The sequence below is a fragment of the uncultured Muribaculum sp. genome (genome assembly GCF_910583865.1).
Taxonomy (GTDB): Bacteria; Bacteroidota; Bacteroidia; order Bacteroidales; family Muribaculaceae; genus Muribaculum.
This window is the reverse complement of the sequence record NZ_CAJTYX010000020.1, coordinates 14,385-30,066: the sequence shown is the minus strand read 5'-3', so window position 1 is coordinate 30,066 and position 15,682 is coordinate 14,385. Positions and strand designations below refer to the sequence as shown.

15 protein-coding genes are annotated in these 15,682 nt (G+C 57.9%); 12 read left to right on the top strand and 3 right to left on the bottom strand.

What is annotated here, in order from left to right; genetic code table 11:
- The first annotated feature begins 47 nt into the window (after positions 1 to 47).
- The 8 genes from atpG (at position 48) to QZ303_RS06110 (ending at position 10,029) form a co-directional block, all read left to right on the top strand.
- A complete protein-coding gene (atpG, locus tag QZ303_RS06145) occupies positions 48 to 929 on the top strand; it encodes an ATP synthase F1 subunit gamma (RefSeq protein WP_295730624.1) in 882 nt (293 codons plus the stop codon).
- A gap of 134 nt (positions 930 to 1,063) precedes the next feature.
- Positions 1,064 to 1,687, top strand: a complete 624-nt coding sequence (locus QZ303_RS06140; protein ID WP_295730621.1) for a 4Fe-4S binding protein — start codon at positions 1,064 to 1,066, stop codon at positions 1,685 to 1,687.
- A 9-nt stretch (positions 1,688 to 1,696) separates the two neighbouring features.
- Positions 1,697 to 2,215 (top strand): NADH-quinone oxidoreductase subunit J, encoded by a 519-nt coding sequence (locus QZ303_RS06135; protein ID WP_295730618.1) that lies wholly within the window; start codon positions 1,697 to 1,699, stop codon positions 2,213 to 2,215.
- Positions 2,216 to 2,222: 7 nt separating this feature from the next.
- The gene (gene nuoK, locus QZ303_RS06130) at positions 2,223 to 2,537 is read left to right on the top strand and encodes an NADH-quinone oxidoreductase subunit NuoK (protein ID WP_295730615.1); all 315 of its coding nucleotides are present in this window, start codon (positions 2,223 to 2,225) and stop codon (positions 2,535 to 2,537) included.
- A 9-nt stretch (positions 2,538 to 2,546) separates the two neighbouring features.
- Positions 2,547 to 4,508, top strand: coding sequence for an NADH-quinone oxidoreductase subunit L (nuoL, locus tag QZ303_RS06125; protein ID WP_295730612.1), 1,962 nt, complete (start codon positions 2,547 to 2,549; stop codon positions 4,506 to 4,508).
- Between the two features lie 38 nt (positions 4,509 to 4,546).
- Positions 4,547 to 6,052, top strand: a complete 1,506-nt coding sequence (locus QZ303_RS06120) for a NuoM family protein (RefSeq protein ID WP_295730609.1) — start codon at positions 4,547 to 4,549, stop codon at positions 6,050 to 6,052.
- A 17-nt stretch (positions 6,053 to 6,069) separates the two neighbouring features.
- Positions 6,070 to 7,551 carry an NADH-quinone oxidoreductase subunit N gene (locus QZ303_RS06115; RefSeq protein WP_295730606.1) on the top strand — a complete coding sequence of 494 codons (1,482 nt, stop codon included), beginning with the start codon at positions 6,070 to 6,072 and terminating at the stop codon, positions 7,549 to 7,551.
- Positions 7,552 to 7,698: 147 nt separating this feature from the next.
- The gene (locus tag QZ303_RS06110; RefSeq protein ID WP_295730604.1) at positions 7,699 to 10,029 is read left to right on the top strand and encodes a glycoside hydrolase family 31 protein; all 2,331 of its coding nucleotides are present in this window, start codon (positions 7,699 to 7,701) and stop codon (positions 10,027 to 10,029) included.
- 186 nt (positions 10,030 to 10,215) lie between these two features.
- Here QZ303_RS06110 and ribH read toward each other — a convergent pair whose 3' ends face one another.
- From ribH to QZ303_RS06095, 3 genes are all read right to left on the bottom strand, one after another.
- The gene (gene ribH, locus QZ303_RS06105) at positions 10,216 to 10,704 is read right to left on the bottom strand and encodes a 6,7-dimethyl-8-ribityllumazine synthase (protein WP_295730601.1); all 489 of its coding nucleotides are present in this window, start codon (positions 10,702 to 10,704) and stop codon (positions 10,216 to 10,218) included.
- Positions 10,705 to 10,826: 122 nt separating this feature from the next.
- Positions 10,827 to 11,696: a carbohydrate kinase family protein gene (locus tag QZ303_RS06100; RefSeq protein ID WP_295730598.1), complete on the bottom strand. Its 870-nt coding sequence runs from the start codon at positions 11,694 to 11,696 to the stop codon at positions 10,827 to 10,829.
- A gap of 87 nt (positions 11,697 to 11,783) precedes the next feature.
- On the bottom strand, positions 11,784 to 12,404 hold the full coding sequence (locus tag QZ303_RS06095) for an SIS domain-containing protein (protein WP_295730596.1): 621 nt from the start codon (positions 12,402 to 12,404) through the stop codon (positions 11,784 to 11,786).
- A 308-nt stretch (positions 12,405 to 12,712) separates the two neighbouring features.
- Here QZ303_RS06095 and rplM point away from each other — a divergent pair, with 308 nt between their 5' ends.
- The 4 genes from rplM to tsf all read left to right on the top strand — a co-directional run bounded on the left by rplM (position 12,713) and on the right by tsf (position 15,629).
- The gene (rplM, locus tag QZ303_RS06090) at positions 12,713 to 13,192 is read left to right on the top strand and encodes a 50S ribosomal protein L13 (RefSeq protein ID WP_295730593.1); all 480 of its coding nucleotides are present in this window, start codon (positions 12,713 to 12,715) and stop codon (positions 13,190 to 13,192) included.
- 5 nt (positions 13,193 to 13,197) lie between these two features.
- A complete protein-coding gene (rpsI, locus tag QZ303_RS06085) occupies positions 13,198 to 13,584 on the top strand; it encodes a 30S ribosomal protein S9 (protein WP_295730590.1) in 387 nt (128 codons plus the stop codon).
- Between the two features lie 167 nt (positions 13,585 to 13,751).
- Positions 13,752 to 14,600, top strand: a complete 849-nt coding sequence (gene rpsB, locus QZ303_RS06080; protein ID WP_295730588.1) for a 30S ribosomal protein S2 — start codon at positions 13,752 to 13,754, stop codon at positions 14,598 to 14,600.
- Positions 14,601 to 14,636: 36 nt separating this feature from the next.
- Complete coding sequence (tsf, locus tag QZ303_RS06075; RefSeq protein WP_295730585.1) at positions 14,637 to 15,629, top strand: translation elongation factor Ts; 993 nt, start codon at positions 14,637 to 14,639, stop codon at positions 15,627 to 15,629.
- The last annotated feature ends 53 nt before the right edge of the window (positions 15,630 to 15,682 follow it).

The following is a 15,682-nucleotide window of genomic DNA, read 5'->3' as shown; positions in this document are numbered from 1 at the left end:
GCAGTGCGGAAACGCTTTCCGCACAGCTTCTTTCCCAATAACCAACAATGGCAACTCTGCGAGAACTAAAGGGCCGCATCGGGTCGGTCAAGTCGTCGGAGAAGATTACCGGCGCCATGAAGATGATCTCCTCGGCCAAGATGCACAAGGCCGAGCAGTCGCTGCGCCGTCTGCTCCCATTCCGCGGCCAGATCGAGACCATCATGGGCAACCTGCTTTCGGCCGATGCCGAATTCAGCTCGCCGCTCACCCAGCCGCGCGACGTGGCCCGTGCCGGTATCGCCGTGTGGGGCAGCGACGACGGTCTCTGCGGCGCCTACAACATCAATATCTTCAAGGGACTGCTGCTGCGCGTCAACGCCCTGCGCGAGCGCTACGGCTCGGCCCTGGAGATTACCCTCTATCCCGTGGGCAACAAGATGGTGAAGGCCGTGCGCAAGCTTCAGGGCGACGGGATAAAGGTGGAGACGCTCGGTGACATACATGCCAAGAGCGACGGCGAAGGGGTGAAGGCGTTCACCTCGGCGCTCCAGCAGAAGTTTCTCGACGGCGAGGTCGACGTGGTCGACCTCGTGTACATGAACTTCAAGAGCATGAGCCGCCAGACCCTGCGCACCGAGCAGCTTCTGCCGGTGGTGCAGGAGACGCTTACCGCCAACTCCGTCACCGTCCAGTGCCGCCCCTACATCTTCGAGCCTGACGCCAACACTATCTTCAACTCGGTACTCCCGCTGTTCATCCTCTCGGTGGTGCAGGAGATATTCACCGAGAACGTGGCCAGCGAGCAGGCCGCGCGCATCATGGCCATGCAGAGCGCCAACGACAACGCAAAGAAACTTCTCGAGCAGCTGCAGCTTGAATACAACAAGCTGCGCCAGCAGGCCATCACCTCGGAGCTGCTCGACATACTCGGCGGCCAGATCAGATAGGCCTCGCCGCCGCATAGGGATGGAGCGTCCGGCAGCAAGAAATGCCGTACCGGGCCGACGGACGCTTCCCCGACAAGACGAACCTCAGACAATTTTGCTACCGGTACGCTAAAAATCGAACACCAGTCATATCTATGGGCAGTGTAAAAGAATATTTTTCATCACTGGGCACAGGCATATCGAGCCTTATAAAAGGCATGGGAGTCACCGGCAAGGAGTTTTTCACTCCCAAGGTGACCGAATCGTATCCCGACCCCCGCAAGGGTGCCGACCCTTCTGAACCGCGCTACAAGCAGTATGCGGCCCCGCGCTTCCGCGCCAAGCTGCAGTTCATTTATCTTCCCGACGGACGCAACCGTTGCACGGCGTGCGGCACATGCCAGCGCAATTGCCCCAACGGCACCATCACCATCACCACCAAGATGGTCGACCTTCCCGACGGAAAGAAGAAGCGCAAGCTCGACAAGTACATGTACGACCTCGGCAGCTGCACTTTCTGCGAGTTGTGCGTAACTACCTGCCCCTTCGACGCCATCGAGTTCAGCAACGACTTCGAGCAGGCCGTGTTCACCCGCGACAAGCTCGTGCAGCAGCTCAACTATCTTCCCGAGCAGCCCGGCGACCCGGCTCCCAAGCCTGTGGCAGCCGCTCCGCGTCCGGCAGCAGCCGACACAGCGCCCAAGGCGGCTCCCGCAGCCCCCAAGGCCGACGCCCCCGCAGCCGCACCTGCCACCGAACCTGAAAAGAAAGAAAATTAAATCGTAAATATGGAATCAGTTGGAAGTATTGTAATGTACGGGATAATCGTAGCCGCGATTATCATCTTCTCGATACTGACTGTCACCACGCGCCGCATCCTCAGGGCGGCCACCTACCTTCTGTTTACGCTCTTCGCCACCGCAGGCCTCTACTTCAAGCTCGACTACGAGTTCCTTGGCGCGGTGCAGATCGCGGTGTACGCCGGAGGTATCGTCGTGCTCGTCGTGTTCGCGATATTGCTGACGACGAAGCCCGGTGACGCCAGTGTGCAGCTTTCATCGCGTCGGCGCATCTTCGGAGGCGCGGCATCCTTGCTGGCCCTCGCGGCTCTCGGCTACGCCGTGGTGTCGCGCGCCGGTTTCTGGAGCACGCTGCGCGGTCCGTTCGAGGAGGGATTCACCATGAATCATCTCGGCGAGGTGCTGCTCGGCACGGAAAAGTTCGGTTATCTGCTCCCCTTCGAGGCTGTGAGCGTGTTGTTACTCGCATGTATAATCGGTGGCGTGGTGATCGCCCGCAAACGTTGATACGACTATGGACAAGTTACCTTTAGCATTGTACATAATCCCGAGCATCATCATGTTCTGCTGCGGGGTCTACGGCTTTATCACCCGTAAAAACCTTATCGCGATACTCATCTCGCTTGAGCTTATGCTCAACGCCGTCGATATCAATTTCGTGGTGTTCAACCGCTTCCTCTTCCCGGGGCAGCTTGAGGGAATGATGTTCACGCTTTTCGCCATCGCCATTGCCGCCGCCGAGACGGGACTCGCGATCGCCATCATCGTGAACCTCTTCCGCTGGGCGGGCAACATTGATATACGCGACCTTAACAAAATGAAATTCTAAGACACGGTTATGGAAATTATATCAATCTTCATACTCTGCATACCGCTCTTCATGTTCCTGCTGCTCGGCCTCACGGGCATGAAGATGAGCCACAAGCTCGCCGGCTGGCTCGGCTGCCTCGGAATGGGCACCGTGCTCGTGCTGAGCTACTGGACAGCGTTGAGCTACTTTTTCGGCGACTTCTACACGGCAGAGGGCACGCGTGCCACTCTCGTGCTCTGGAACGTCGACTGGCTGCAGTTCACGCAGAACCTCGTGATACGTCTCGGCTTCATGCTCGACCCGATATCGGCCATGATGCTCATCGTGATCCCCACCATATCGTTCATGGTGCATCTCTACTCCATGGGCTACATGGAGGGCGAGAAGGGCTTCCAGCGCTACTTCGCGTTCCTGTCGCTCTTCAGCTTCTCGATGCTCGGCCTGGTGGTTGCCACCAACATCTTCCAGATGTATATATTCTGGGAGCTTGTGGGCGCCTCGTCCTACCTGCTTATCGGATTCTTCTACAAGCTTCCTTCTGCGGTGTCGGCATCCAAAAAGGCGTTTATCGTCACACGATTCGCCGACCTTGGATTCCTGCTCGGCATCCTGATCCTTAGCTACTGCACCCAGACGTTCGACTTCATCGACATCACCTCGGCCGCCGTGGCCAACTACGAGGGTGGTGTGGCCTCCTATACCGGACCGTTCAGCGGCATCCTCACCTCTTTCTCCGGCATGACCTTCCTGGGAGCCTCGACGCTCACATGGGCCTTGGTGCTCATCTTCATGGGAGGTATGGGCAAGTCGGCCATGCTGCCGCTGCACATATGGCTTCCCGACGCCATGGAAGGCCCGACCCCCGTGTCGGCCCTCATCCATGCCGCCACGATGGTGGTGGCCGGTGTCTACCTTGTTGCCCGTCTGTTCCCGCTCTACCTGCTTGAGATGTCGGCTATGAACATCATAACCATCGTGGGTTGTATCACCGCCTTCTACGCGGCTGTGGTGGCCTGCACGCAGATCGACATCAAGCGCGTGCTCGCCTTCTCAACCATATCGCAGATCGCTTTCATGGTGACCGCACTCGGCGTGGCCCGTCCGGAGATCCATGAGGGTCTCGGCTTCATGGCCTCGATGTTCCACCTGTTCACCCACGCCATGTTCAAGGCGCTCCTCTTCCTCGGCGCCGGCGCGCTGATCCATGCCGTGCACTCCAATAACTATACGGCTATGCACGGTCTGCGCAGGTACATGCCCGTGGCCCACATCACTTTCCTTATCGGCTGTCTGGCCATCGCCGGCATACCGCCCTTCTCCGGTTTCTTCTCGAAGGACGAGATTCTTTCGGCAGCCTTCGAGAACCATTGGTTCTGGGGTGCATGGCTCATGATGGTGGCCGGCCTGACCGCTTTCTACATGTTCCGCCTCTACTACATGATCTTCTGGTGGAAGGAGCATGACTGCTCGCACCACACTCCCCACGATGCTCCCGCCGTGATGAACATACCTCTGATTTTCCTCGCCGCCGTTAGCTGCGTGGCCGGTTTCATCCCCTTCGGACATTTCGTGACCTGGAACGGTGCGAACTACGACATCCACCTCGTGCCCTGGGTGGCCATATCGAGCGTGTGCGTGGCAGTGCTTGCCATCCTGCTTGCCACCAAGATGTATATCAAGGAGAATCCGGTGCCCGACCGCTTGGCCGACAAGTTCCACGGCCTGTGGACGGCAGCCTACCACCGCTTCTACTGGGACGAGATCTACATGTGGATCACCCACAAGGTCATTTTCCAGGGTGTATGCCGCCCGATAGCATGGTTTGACCGCCACATCATCGACGGCACTATGGACGGCTTCGCCAAGGTGGCCCAGTGGTCGTCGTTGCAGATACGCGGACTCCAGTCGGGCAATGTCCAGTTCTACGTGTGGATATATCTCGTCGGCGCTCTTGCCCTCGGCACTATCGCCTGGCTCTGCCTGCTGTAATCACTGATGCGAAAATACTCTGAAAAAATATAGTAATTATGATATTCTCAAATATTCTGATATATTTCGTAGTCATCCCGTTGGTGATGCTCGGGCTGCTGTTCCTTTGCCGGGACATCAAGCAGGTGCGTACGGTGGCCGTCATCGGCTCCACGGCGCTCGTGGCCCTGTCGGTATATCTGCTCTTCGACTTCATCCACCTGCGTCAGGCCGGCGCCGACGCCCCGATGCTTTTCACGGGGTCGTGGATGTGGTTTGAGCCGCTCAACATCCACCTTGCCCTCGGTGTCGACGGCATATCGGTGGCCATGATCCTTCTTTCGGCGATCATCGTCTTTGCAGGCACTTTCGCCTCATGGAAGATAGATCCGCTGCCAAAGGATTTCTTCCTGTGGCTGATCCTGCTGTCGACCGGCGTGTTCGGTTTCTTCATCTCGATTGACCTGTTCACCATGTTCATGTTCTATGAGGTGGCCCTTATCCCGATGTACCTTCTCATCGGCCTCTGGGGCACCGGACGCAAGGAGTACAGCGCCATGAAGCTCACCCTGATGCTTATGGGCGGCTCGGCCTTCCTGCTGCTTGGCATCCTCGGCATCTACTACCACTCGGCTCCCGAGGGCGGACAACTCACCATGAATCTTCTGGAAATCTCGCAGAACGGCGCCATCCCCCACGGCTGGCAGACGTTCCTCTTCCCGATCACCTTCGTGGGCTTCGGCGTGCTCGGCGCCATGTTCCCGTTCCACACATGGAGCCCCGACGGTCATGCCTCCGCGCCTACCGCCGTGTCGATGCTACATGCAGGCGTGCTTATGAAGCTCGGCGGCTACGGCTGCTTCCGTGTGGCTATCTACCTGATGCCTCAGGCCGCCAATGAGCTTGCATGGATATTCCTTATACTGACCGGTATATCGGTGGTGTACGGTGCGTTCAGCGCATGTGTGCAGACCGACCTCAAGTATATCAACGCCTACTCTTCTGTAAGCCACTGCGGCATGGTGCTTTTCGCCATCCTCATGCTCAACACCACGGCGATGACCGGTGCGGTGCTGCAGATGCTCTCCCACGGTCTGATGACGGCCCTGTTCTTCGCCCTTATCGGTATGATCTACGGCCGTACCCACACCCGTGACATCCGTCTGATGGGCGGTCTGATGAAGATCATGCCGTTCCTGGCTGTCTGCTATGTGATTGCAGGTATGGCATCGCTCGGTCTGCCGGGCCTGTCGGGCTTCGTGGCCGAGATGACCATCTTCGTCGGCTCGTGGGAACACACCGACCTGTTCCACCGTGCGTTCACAGTGGCAGCATGCTGCTCGATCGTGATCACCGCCGTCTACATCCTGCGCGTGGTCGGCAAGCTGCTCTTCGGCCCGGTTCAGGACGAGCACCATCTGTCGCTCACCGACGCCACCTGGTTCGAGCGTCTGTCGGCAGTCACGCTTATCGTGTGCGTGGCAGGCATAGGCTGCTTCCCCGGCTGGATCAGTAATCTGATTCACAATTCATTCCTTCCCATCATCGAAGTCCTCACAAAGTAAGATAATAAGATTAAGATATGGACTATTCACAGTTTCTGGTCATGCACCAAGAGATAGGATTGCTGATCCTGATCTTATTGGTCTTTCTTTTCGACACATTCAGCTCGCGCCAGGCGCCGCGCGGACTGTCGATGTTCACCGTGTGCCTCTTCGCGCTCGTCACCCTCGCCGGATTCGTTTATCCGTGGGAGGGGAGCAGCGCCAGCGCCTTCGGAGGCATGTATGTAACCTCGCCGGTGATGACCGCCATCAAGAACATCCTCAACGTGGGTGCGCTCATCGTGCTCGTGCAGGCCATGCAGTGGGCCGACAGCGAGTTCATGAAGATGCGTCGCGGTGAGTTCTACGAATTGCTTCTCATCACGCTCTTCGGCATGTACCTGATGATTTCGGCACGCCACTTCCTGCTGTTCATCATCGGTCTGGAGACCGCTTCCCTGCCGTTGGCCGCCTTGGTGGCTTTCGACAAGCAGCGCTACGAGAGCCATGAGGCCGCCATCAAGTATCTGCTCACCGCCGTGTTCTCGTCGGCCATCTTCATGATGGGCCTGTCGTTTGTCTACGCTCTGAGCGGCACTCTCTACTTCGCCGACATCGCGGCCTCGATCAATCCGGAGAACAGCCTTATGCTCACGATCGCCATCGCGTTCGTGATTGCCGGGATGGGCTTCAAACTCTCGCTCGTGCCGTTCCACCTCTGGACCGCCGACGTCTACCAGGGCGCTCCGACTACCGTCACCTCCTATCTGTCGGTCATCTCCAAGGGTGCGGCAGCGTTCGCGTTCTTCGTGATCATGGTGCAGGTGTTCGGTCCGTTCTACGGCAAGGCGTGGGAATGGATGCTCTACGCCCTGATTATCCTCACCATCACCGTGGGCAACCTTTTCGCCCTGCGCCAGAAGAACCTGAAGCGCTTCCTCGCTTTCTCGTCGATCTCGCAGGCCGGCTATATCATGCTCGGCGTGATGGCCGCCACAACCCAAGGGCTCGGCTCGCTGATGTACTACATCCTTGTGTACATCTTCAGCAACCTCGCCGCCTTCGGAGTGATCCAGGCCATAGAGAACAAGACCGGCAAGGTCGATATGGACAGCTACAACAACCTCTATTCGACCAATCCCAAGCTTGCGTTCACGATGATGCTCGCCATGTTCTCACTGGCCGGCATACCTCCGTTCGCAGGATTCTTCAGCAAGTTCTTCATCTTCGCCGCCGCCACCGAGCCGGGAACCCCCGCGCTCTACGTGCTTGTGCTGATAGCGTTGATCAACACTATCATCTCGCTCTACTACTACCTGCTGGTTGTGAAGGCAATGTTTATCAACAACCATGAGGCATGCGTGATACCCGCTTTCCGCAGCGCGGGCAGCGAGCGTCTGGCCATGACGGTATGCATCGCCGGCATCATGTTGGTAGGCATCGTGTCGTGTGTCTACAACGGACTGATCGACACCACGATGATGAATCCCGAATACATCTTCGGAGTGTTCGGCAACTGATTCCGCATATCTACAGTGGCCGGCCATTGACCGGCTCTCTGTAAGGACATACATCCTACAGCGGGGATGGACTCTCAGATTCCATCCCCGCTGTCCTTTTTATTTCGGGACGATTACATTCTTTGAAACGATTATAGTGATATTTTTATGAAAGAAACGATTATCATGCCTTTGGCCGTAGTCATGGCTATGTCTGCGGCATGGAGCACAGCAACGGGTGCCGACCTGCGGATGAGCACGCAGGGTATGGACTGCGAAGTGACATTCCTGTCACCGCGCATAGTGAGAGTGGTAAAAAGCCCTATAGGTGTCAAGCCGGGTGAGGGCAGCCTCGCGGTGGTGAAAGTCCCCGAGAGCGTAGACGTAACGACGGTTTCCGACGGCCAAAGCACAACGCTCACGAGCGCCGACCTGCGCGTGAAGGTCAACCGCGAGACCGGCGGCATCGACTTCTATGACAACGCGGGCCGGCATCTTCTGAAAGACAAGGACTACGGCACGAGCTTCACCCCGAAATGGGATGGCGGCCGCGACAACCACATAGTGCGTCAACCGTTCCTCCTTGAGCCTGACGAGCCTATCTTCGGCATCGGGCAGGTGAGCGACGGAAAATGGGACAGGCGCGGCACGGCCTACACGATGGAGAATGTCAACATGTTCACCTACACCCCTCTGTTCGTGTCACCCACTAAAGGCTACGGACTCTATTGGGACAACTATTCGATAAGCGACTTCAAGGATAATCCCCAGGACCTGAGCTTCGAAGGATGGGGCGGCAAGTCGGACTACTATTTCATCTACGGAGGCACCCCGGCAGGTGTCACCGCAGGTATCCGCGAACTGACCGGCGATGCGCCGATGCTTCCGCTCTGGGCCTACGGATTCTTCCAGAGCCGCGAGCGCTACAGCTCGCAGGATGAGCTGGCGGCCACTTTCAGGAAGTTCCGCGACCTTAAAGTGCCTATCGACGTGATAATACAGGATTGGCGTTACTGGCCCCAGCATAACGGCACGGACAGCCTATGGAACTGCCACGCATTCGACCCCGAACGCTATCCCGACGCAGTGCGCATGGGGCGCGATATCCATGCCATGAACGGCAAGTTCCTGATTGTCACATGGCCCGGCTTCGGCCCGAAATCGGAGCCTTACCGCCGGCTTGACGAGAAAGGGCATCTGATAAACTTCCATACTTTCCCGGGATGTGGATCGCGTCCCTACGATTCGTTCAGCGCAGAGGCCCGCGACATATTCTGGGACAGCCTTGACAAGGGCGTATATTCCGTTGCCGGCAACGACGGCTGGTGGCTCGACTCGACCGAACCTGACGTTTGGGAGAAAAAGCCGGGCGACTACGATTCGCCTACGGAGGCCGGTACATTCAAGACGGTCAAAAACGCATATTCACTTATGCAGAACCGTGGTGTCTATGAGCACCAGCGCGCCAAGAACGACGGCAAACGTGTGCTGACGCTTACGCGCTCGGGCTTCGTCGGGCAGCAGCGCTATGGTGCCAACACCTGGAGCGGAGACGTGGACTCGCGCTGGAACGTGCTGCACGACCAGATACCCGCCGCGCTCAACTATGCCTCGATCGGCATTCCATATTGGAACAGTGACATAGGTGGATTCTATGCCAATATGTGGCTCGACAAAGGTGGCAACGACTGCCCGGAATGGCGCGAGCTGTACACCCGCTGGATGCAGTTCGGCGCGTTCTGCCCGATGATGCGCAGCCACGGCACGGGGTTGCCCCGCGAGATATGGCAGTTCGGCGACCGTGGCACTCCCGTGTTTGACGCGCAGGAGCGCATGATAAAGCTCCGCTACCGTCTGCTCCCCTACAATTACTCCACTGCGTGGGAGGTGACTTCCGAAGGGGCGTTGTTCATGCGTCCGCTGTACGTGGATTTCTCCGCCGACCGCCGTGCTGTCAATACCGGGCAGCAGTACATGTACGGCCGCAACTTCCTGGTGGCTCCCGTCACCGAGTATGAGGCCCGCGAATGGAACGTCTACTTGCCCGAGGGCACCGACTGGTGGAATTTCTGGACCAACAGCCGCCATCGCGGGGGTGCGGATGTGATGACCGACGCTCCTTTCGACCGGATACCGCTGTACGTACGTGCCGGAAGCATCCTGCCGTGGGGCCCTGACGTGCAGTATAGTTCCGAAAAATCCTGGAAAGAGCTTGAAATCAGGGTATATCCCGGCGCCGACGGCGAGTTTACGCTCTACGAGGATGCCGGCGACGGCTACGGCTACGAGACCGGCGAGCGTTCGACGATAAAGATGACGTGGGACGACGGCGCACGCAAGCTCACCTTAGCCGACCGCGAGGGCAGCTATCCCGGGATGCTGAAAGGGAGGAAGTTCCGCGTGGTGCTTATGCAGGAGGGCGGTCGTGGAGGTGATGCCCCGACATGCACCGGAAAGACGGTGAATTATAGCGGGAAGGCCGTGACAGTAAAGATTTAAGGGAGCAAGAGACGGTCGGACAAAAGAGGCCGCAGGGGCCGGATGGGTCTGACAGTTCGGACCTGTCAGACAAGTCGGACCTGTCTGACGAGATTGACGAGCGAGGGCGGTGTGTCAGTGCTGACACACCGCCCTCGCCGTGAATTTTCCGTGGGGAGATGGGAGTGTGGTTGTCCCGGGGGAGGGTTAGAGGGTGGTTGTGAGGGAGGTGGCCTCCGCGAATGAGATCATGTGGATGGCGGCTTCGGCGGCTTCGGTGCCTTTGTTGCCGAGGCGCCCTCCGGCACGGTCGAGGGCCTGCTGCTCGTCGTTGACGGTGAGCACTCCGAAGATCACGGGGCACTCGGCGTTGAGGTTGAGCTGCGTCAGGCCGTCGGTGACGGTACGGCATACGTAATCGAAGTGGGGAGTGTCGCCCCGGATGACGCAGCCTATGATGATCACTGCGTCGAAGAGCGGCTGCAGGCGTGCGGCGGCGTATGTAAGCTCGACGGTGCCCGGCACGTGGAACAGTTCGTGTGCGACGCCACGGCTGTCGAGCAGTTCGATTGCGCCCTGGGCGAGAGGTGATGTGATGTGGCTGTTCCATGTGGCTGCCACGATGGCTACTTTGGCATTCTTGCTGATGGCGGGAAGGGCGCCTTTGGGTGCGCCGGTGGATAGGGCTGTTGACATTGGGTAAGCGGGATTAGGGAGGTTAGCGGGAGGGAGATTAAGGAGATTAAGGAGGGTAGGGTGTCGGACGAGTCTGACCGGTCAGACCGGTCAGACATGCCGGAGAGGGTTATTCGGGAGGGTTATTCGGGAGGGGCGAGGAGGGCTGGGATGAGGGCGGACAGGAGGGCGACCGGTGCGGAAGCCGGCGGGAGGGTTGATTGACGGCTGCCGCCGTCAACACTGCAGTTTGGAAAGGGCGGCTGGTCAAAGGGGGGCACGGGGTCGGGAGAGGGCATGGGAGTGAGAGCCGCCATGGGGTCGAGGGGTGGGAGAGGGATGGCGGAGGGTAGGGTGAGGATTGAGAGTCCGGCGGGGGAGATGTCGAGGAGGGTGTCGGTGTAGAATGATATGTGGTCGCGGAAAGCGGCGGCGGCATCGGTGGTGTTGAATATGGCCTGCAGGTCGGTCGGGGTGGTCACGGCCATGTCGGCGGCCTCGAAGCTTTCGAGTATGGCAGGCATCAGGTGGGTGATGTTGCGCACACGTGATGCCTCGAAGTCCGGGACGTAGATGACGGTGGCGCGGCGTTCGCGTGCGTATTTCACGATTTCAAACAGGCGGGGTCTCGACCTGTGGTCGAGGGCGTAGTTGCCACCGAAAAGCAGTATGTCGTCGGGGTCGATGCGCGGCCATACCACGGTGAATCCGGAGTCGTGGTATGATCCGTAACGCGATGAGGTTCCGTCGGCGAATGCGAGTTTCAGCTGCGTGGCTCCGCCGGTGTAGGTGTCGACGCTGTGTGTGTCTACTCCGGCATCGTCGAGGAAGCGCAGCAGGATTTTGCCTACATGGTCGTCGGCGATCTCGCTGACGAAGCTGACGGGATGGCCGAGGCTGCCGAGGGCCGCGGCGGTGTTGAGGAGGACTCCGTCGGGCGCCGACGAGCGCGGGGCTGCACCATCGAAGTCGATGCGGAGGGTGCTTTCGCCTATTATTATGATTTTGCGCATTGGTGGGGGAGCAGAGAGGATAAGGTCAATAGGGACAATAGGGACAATAGGGACAGTAGGGTGATTAAGGGCAATAGGGAGGAGAGGCTATCGGGTGGATGTGGCCTCGCCTCGGGATTTTTTGCCGAGGTAGCCGCCGTGGTGGCGGAGGGCATACTGCTCACGGGTGAAGCCGGTGAGGGTCATCACGTTGACCACGAGGACGTCGCCTATGACCGTCATCATGGTGGTGGATGTGGTCGGGGTGAGTCCGAGCGGGCACACCTCGGGTGCTCCGCCCGTGGCAAGGGTCACGTCGGCGATGGCCGCGAGGGGGCTGTCGGGATTTCCTGTTATGACAATCAGCGGTATCTGCGGATAGAGATTGCGCGTCAGCTCCACGAGGGCTATGATCTCGTATGTCTTTCCCGAGTTGCTGATGAGCAGCATGACGTCGTCGGGCTGCAGCACCCCGAGGTCGCCGTGCTGCGCCTCGCTCGGATGGAGGTTGACAGCGGGAGTTCCTGTAGAGGAGAATGTGGTGGCGATGTTCATCGCAATCTGTCCGGCCTTGCCCATTCCTGAGGTCACGAGCTTGCCTTTGCGGCGGTGCACATGTTCGATAATAAGCTCAACAGCACGGTCGTAGGCGTCGGAGACGGGTATGTTGAGTATGGCATCGCTTTCGCATCGCAGGATATGCCGCATCGATTCTTGAACTTGGGTCATAATGTATTTATGTTAATCAATGCAAATTTAGACAATATAAATGAGAATAATAGTCCCATTTATACTTTTTCGGTGTCGGCCGGCGGTAAAAACGACTTCCTCCACATTGAATAACATGGCGGTGAAGAATATAAACAGGCGACAGAAGTTAAAAATACTTAAATCGATTTTGCGGGGAATTTAAAAAGTCGTACCTTTGCACACCGATTATATCCAACTTAATACATTGATTTGCACGGAGAAGCGTTTTTGGCCGAACGCGACTCAACGGCAAGTCGGATTAAACATCTATTAATTAAAGATTTAACGTGGATACTTTAAGCTACAAGACATTAACCCCCAACGAGCAGCAGTGCAACCGCGAATGGGTGGTGATCGATGCCACCGACCAAGTTCTTGGCCGTCTGTGCTCAGTTGTCGCTCTTATACTTCGCGGCAAGAACAAGCCCACCTACTCACCTTTCGTAGAGTGCGGCGACAATGTAATTATCATCAACGCCGACAAGGTGCGCCTCACCGGTAAGAAGTGGACCGACCGCGAATACCTCCGCTACACGGGCTATCCCGGCGGCCAGCGCGTGTCGACTCCCGAGCTGCTCCAGCAGAAGTCGTTCAACAAGCACCTCAAGCCTGGTTACAACCCCCTTTTCATCAAGGTTGTCAAAGGCATGCTTCCCAAGGGACGTCTGGGACGCCGCATCATCGAAAACATGCACGTGTACAACGGCCCGGCCCATCCCCACGAAGCGCAGAACCCCAAAGTAATCGACATCAACACCATTAAATAAGAAGTATGGAAAAGGTTAATGCAGTAGGCCGTCGCAAGGCCGCCATCGCCCGCGTGATCATGGGCGAGGGCAATGGCACCATCACCATCAACAAGCGTCCCCTCGAAGTATATTTCCCCTCGTCTATACTTCAATATATCGTAAAGCAGCCCCTCAACACACTTGATGCAGCATCAAAGTATGACATCAACGTAAACCTTGACGGTGGCGGCTACAAGGGCCAAGCCGAGGCACTTCGTCTTGCCATTGCCCGCGCTCTTGTAAAAATCAACCCCGAGGACAAGCATGCACTTCGCGTGGAAGGCTTCATGACTCGCGACCCGCGTGCCGTAGAGCGTAAGAAGCCCGGTCAGCCCAAGGCCCGCAAGCGCTTCCAGTTCTCCAAGCGTTAATACGGATTTTCTCCCGCCGTCCCTCGTGGCGGCATGCGTGGAGAAGCCCGCAGCATAGATCCACCTCCCTCCCCGAAACAGTGTTTAGCATCTAAATCCCGGCGATGGACACGTTCCCTACCCCGGGGTTGTAAAATTCAACAGAACGTAAACAACAAGAAACACAAATGTCAACACCTACATTTGAACAGCTCCTTGACGCAGGGTGCCACTTCGGCCACCTCAAGCGCAAATGGAATCCGGCCATGGCCCCCTACATCTTCATGGAGCGCAACGGTATCCACATCATCGACCTCTACAAGACAGCCGCCAAGCTCGAAGAAGCGTCGGCTGCCCTCAAGAGCATAGCAAAGGCTGGCAAGAAGGTACTCTTCGTAGCCACCAAAAAACAGGCCAAACAAGTGATCGCCGACAAGGCGTCGCAAATCAACATGCCCTACGTGATCGAGCGCTGGCCCGGCGGCATGCTTACCAACTTCCCCACCATCCGCAAGGCCGTAAAGAAGATGGCCAACATCGACAAGATGTCGAAGGATGGCACTTTCGACAACCTGTCGAAGCGTGAGAAGCTGCAGATCAGCCGTCAGCGCGCCAAGCTCGAAAAGACTCTCGGCTCTATCGCCGACCTCAACCGTCTCCCCTCGGCCCTGTTCGTGGTTGACGTGATGAAGGAGCACATCGCCGTGGCCGAGGCCAACCGTCTGGGCATCCCCGTGTTTGCAATGGTAGACACCAACTCCAACCCCAACGACGTTGACTTCGTGATCCCCGCCAACGACGACGCTTCAAAGTCGATCGAGCTTATCCTCGACACCGTCGTTTCGGCAATGGCCGAAGGCCTGGAGGAGCGCAAGGCTGAAAAGGCCGACGCACCCGCCGACGAAGAAGCTCCCTCGCAGGCACCCCGCGGTCGTCGCCGTGTGGCCCGTCGCAACGAGGAGGGCGCCCCCGCAGAGGCTGAGGCTGAAGTAAAGGCTGAGGAAGCACCCGCCGAAGCAGCAGAAGCCGAGGCATAACAAAAGTTTTAATAACCGCTAAAATCATATACGAATATGGCAGTTACAATGGCAGAAATCACCAAGCTGCGCCACCTTACCAGTGCCGGCCTGATGGACTGCAAGAAGGCTCTCGCCGAAGCCAACGGCGACATGGACGCCGCCGTAGAGATTCTCCGCAAGAAAGGCCAGGCAGTAGCCGCCAAGCGTGAGGACCGTCAGGCCGCCGAGGGCTGCGTGCTCTCGAAGAACGAAGGCGACTTCGCCGCTATCCTCGCACTCAACTGCGAGACCGACTTCGTGGCAAAGAACGAAGGCTTCGTAAGCCTTGCCAAGAAACTTCTCGACATCGCTGTGGCCAACCGCTGCAAGAGCGTCGACGAGCTGAAGGCAGTCGTTGTCGACGGCACCACCGTTGCCGACCTCGTCACCGAGGAGTCGGGCAAGACCGGTGAAAAGACCGAGATCGGCGCTTACGAGGTAGTGGAGGCTCCCACCACCGCCGCCTACAACCACTTCAACAACAAGCTCGCCGCCATAGTAGGCTTCAACCTCCCCGGAGTAGACGCCCAGATCGGCCGTGAGATCTGCATGCAGATCGCCTCGATGAATCCCGTGGCTGTCAGCCGCGAGGATGTGCCCCAGGCCACCATCGACCAGGAGATCGCCGTTGCCGTCGAAAAGACCAAGCAGGAGCAGATCAAGAAGGCTGTCGAAGCCGCTCTGAAGAAGGCCGGACTCAACCCCAACCACTTCGATTCGGAGGATCACATCGAGTCGAACATCACCAAGGGCTGGATTACCGAGGACGATGCCGCCAAAGCCCGTCAGATCATGAAGGAGACCGCCGAGGCAAAGGCTGCAAACCTTCCCGAGGCCATGATCCAGAACATCGCCAACGGACGTCTCAACAAGTTCTTCAAGGAGAGCTGCCTCATGGAGCAGGAGTATGTGCAGGACAGCAAGATTTCTGTAGGACAGTTCCTGGAGCAGAGCCAGAAAGGCCTCGTTGCCGTCGCTTTCAAGCGCGTCAACCTCAACGCCGACTAATCAGATAGTCATAACAATTATTCATAGCCGGGGCGCTGGGTGCATGCACACAG

What these genes read in the sequence shown, in the direction of transcription:
- QZ303_RS06110 (WP_295730604.1), top strand. Translation starts at nt 7,699, where the DNA reads ATGAAAGAAACGATTATCATGCCTTTGGCCGTAGTCATGGCTATGTCT.
- QZ303_RS06140 (WP_295730621.1), top strand. Translation starts at nt 1,064, where the DNA reads ATGGGCAGTGTAAAAGAATATTTTTCATCACTGGGCACAGGCATATCG.
- QZ303_RS06115 (WP_295730606.1), top strand. Translation starts at nt 6,070, where the DNA reads ATGGACTATTCACAGTTTCTGGTCATGCACCAAGAGATAGGATTGCTG.
- QZ303_RS06100 (WP_295730598.1), bottom strand. Translation starts at nt 11,696, where the DNA reads ATGCGCAAAATCATAATAATAGGCGAAAGCACCCTCCGCATCGACTTC.
- ribH (WP_295730601.1), bottom strand. Translation starts at nt 10,704, where the DNA reads ATGTCAACAGCCCTATCCACCGGCGCACCCAAAGGCGCCCTTCCCGCC.
- nuoK (WP_295730615.1), top strand. Translation starts at nt 2,223, where the DNA reads ATGGACAAGTTACCTTTAGCATTGTACATAATCCCGAGCATCATCATG.
- tsf (WP_295730585.1), top strand. Translation starts at nt 14,637, where the DNA reads ATGGCAGTTACAATGGCAGAAATCACCAAGCTGCGCCACCTTACCAGT.
- rpsI (WP_295730590.1), top strand. Translation starts at nt 13,198, where the DNA reads ATGGAAAAGGTTAATGCAGTAGGCCGTCGCAAGGCCGCCATCGCCCGC.
- QZ303_RS06095 (WP_295730596.1), bottom strand. Translation starts at nt 12,404, where the DNA reads ATGACCCAAGTTCAAGAATCGATGCGGCATATCCTGCGATGCGAAAGC.
- QZ303_RS06120 (WP_295730609.1), top strand. Translation starts at nt 4,547, where the DNA reads ATGATATTCTCAAATATTCTGATATATTTCGTAGTCATCCCGTTGGTG.
- QZ303_RS06135 (WP_295730618.1), top strand. Translation starts at nt 1,697, where the DNA reads ATGGAATCAGTTGGAAGTATTGTAATGTACGGGATAATCGTAGCCGCG.
- atpG (WP_295730624.1), top strand. Translation starts at nt 48, where the DNA reads ATGGCAACTCTGCGAGAACTAAAGGGCCGCATCGGGTCGGTCAAGTCG.
- rpsB (WP_295730588.1), top strand. Translation starts at nt 13,752, where the DNA reads ATGTCAACACCTACATTTGAACAGCTCCTTGACGCAGGGTGCCACTTC.
- nuoL (WP_295730612.1), top strand. Translation starts at nt 2,547, where the DNA reads ATGGAAATTATATCAATCTTCATACTCTGCATACCGCTCTTCATGTTC.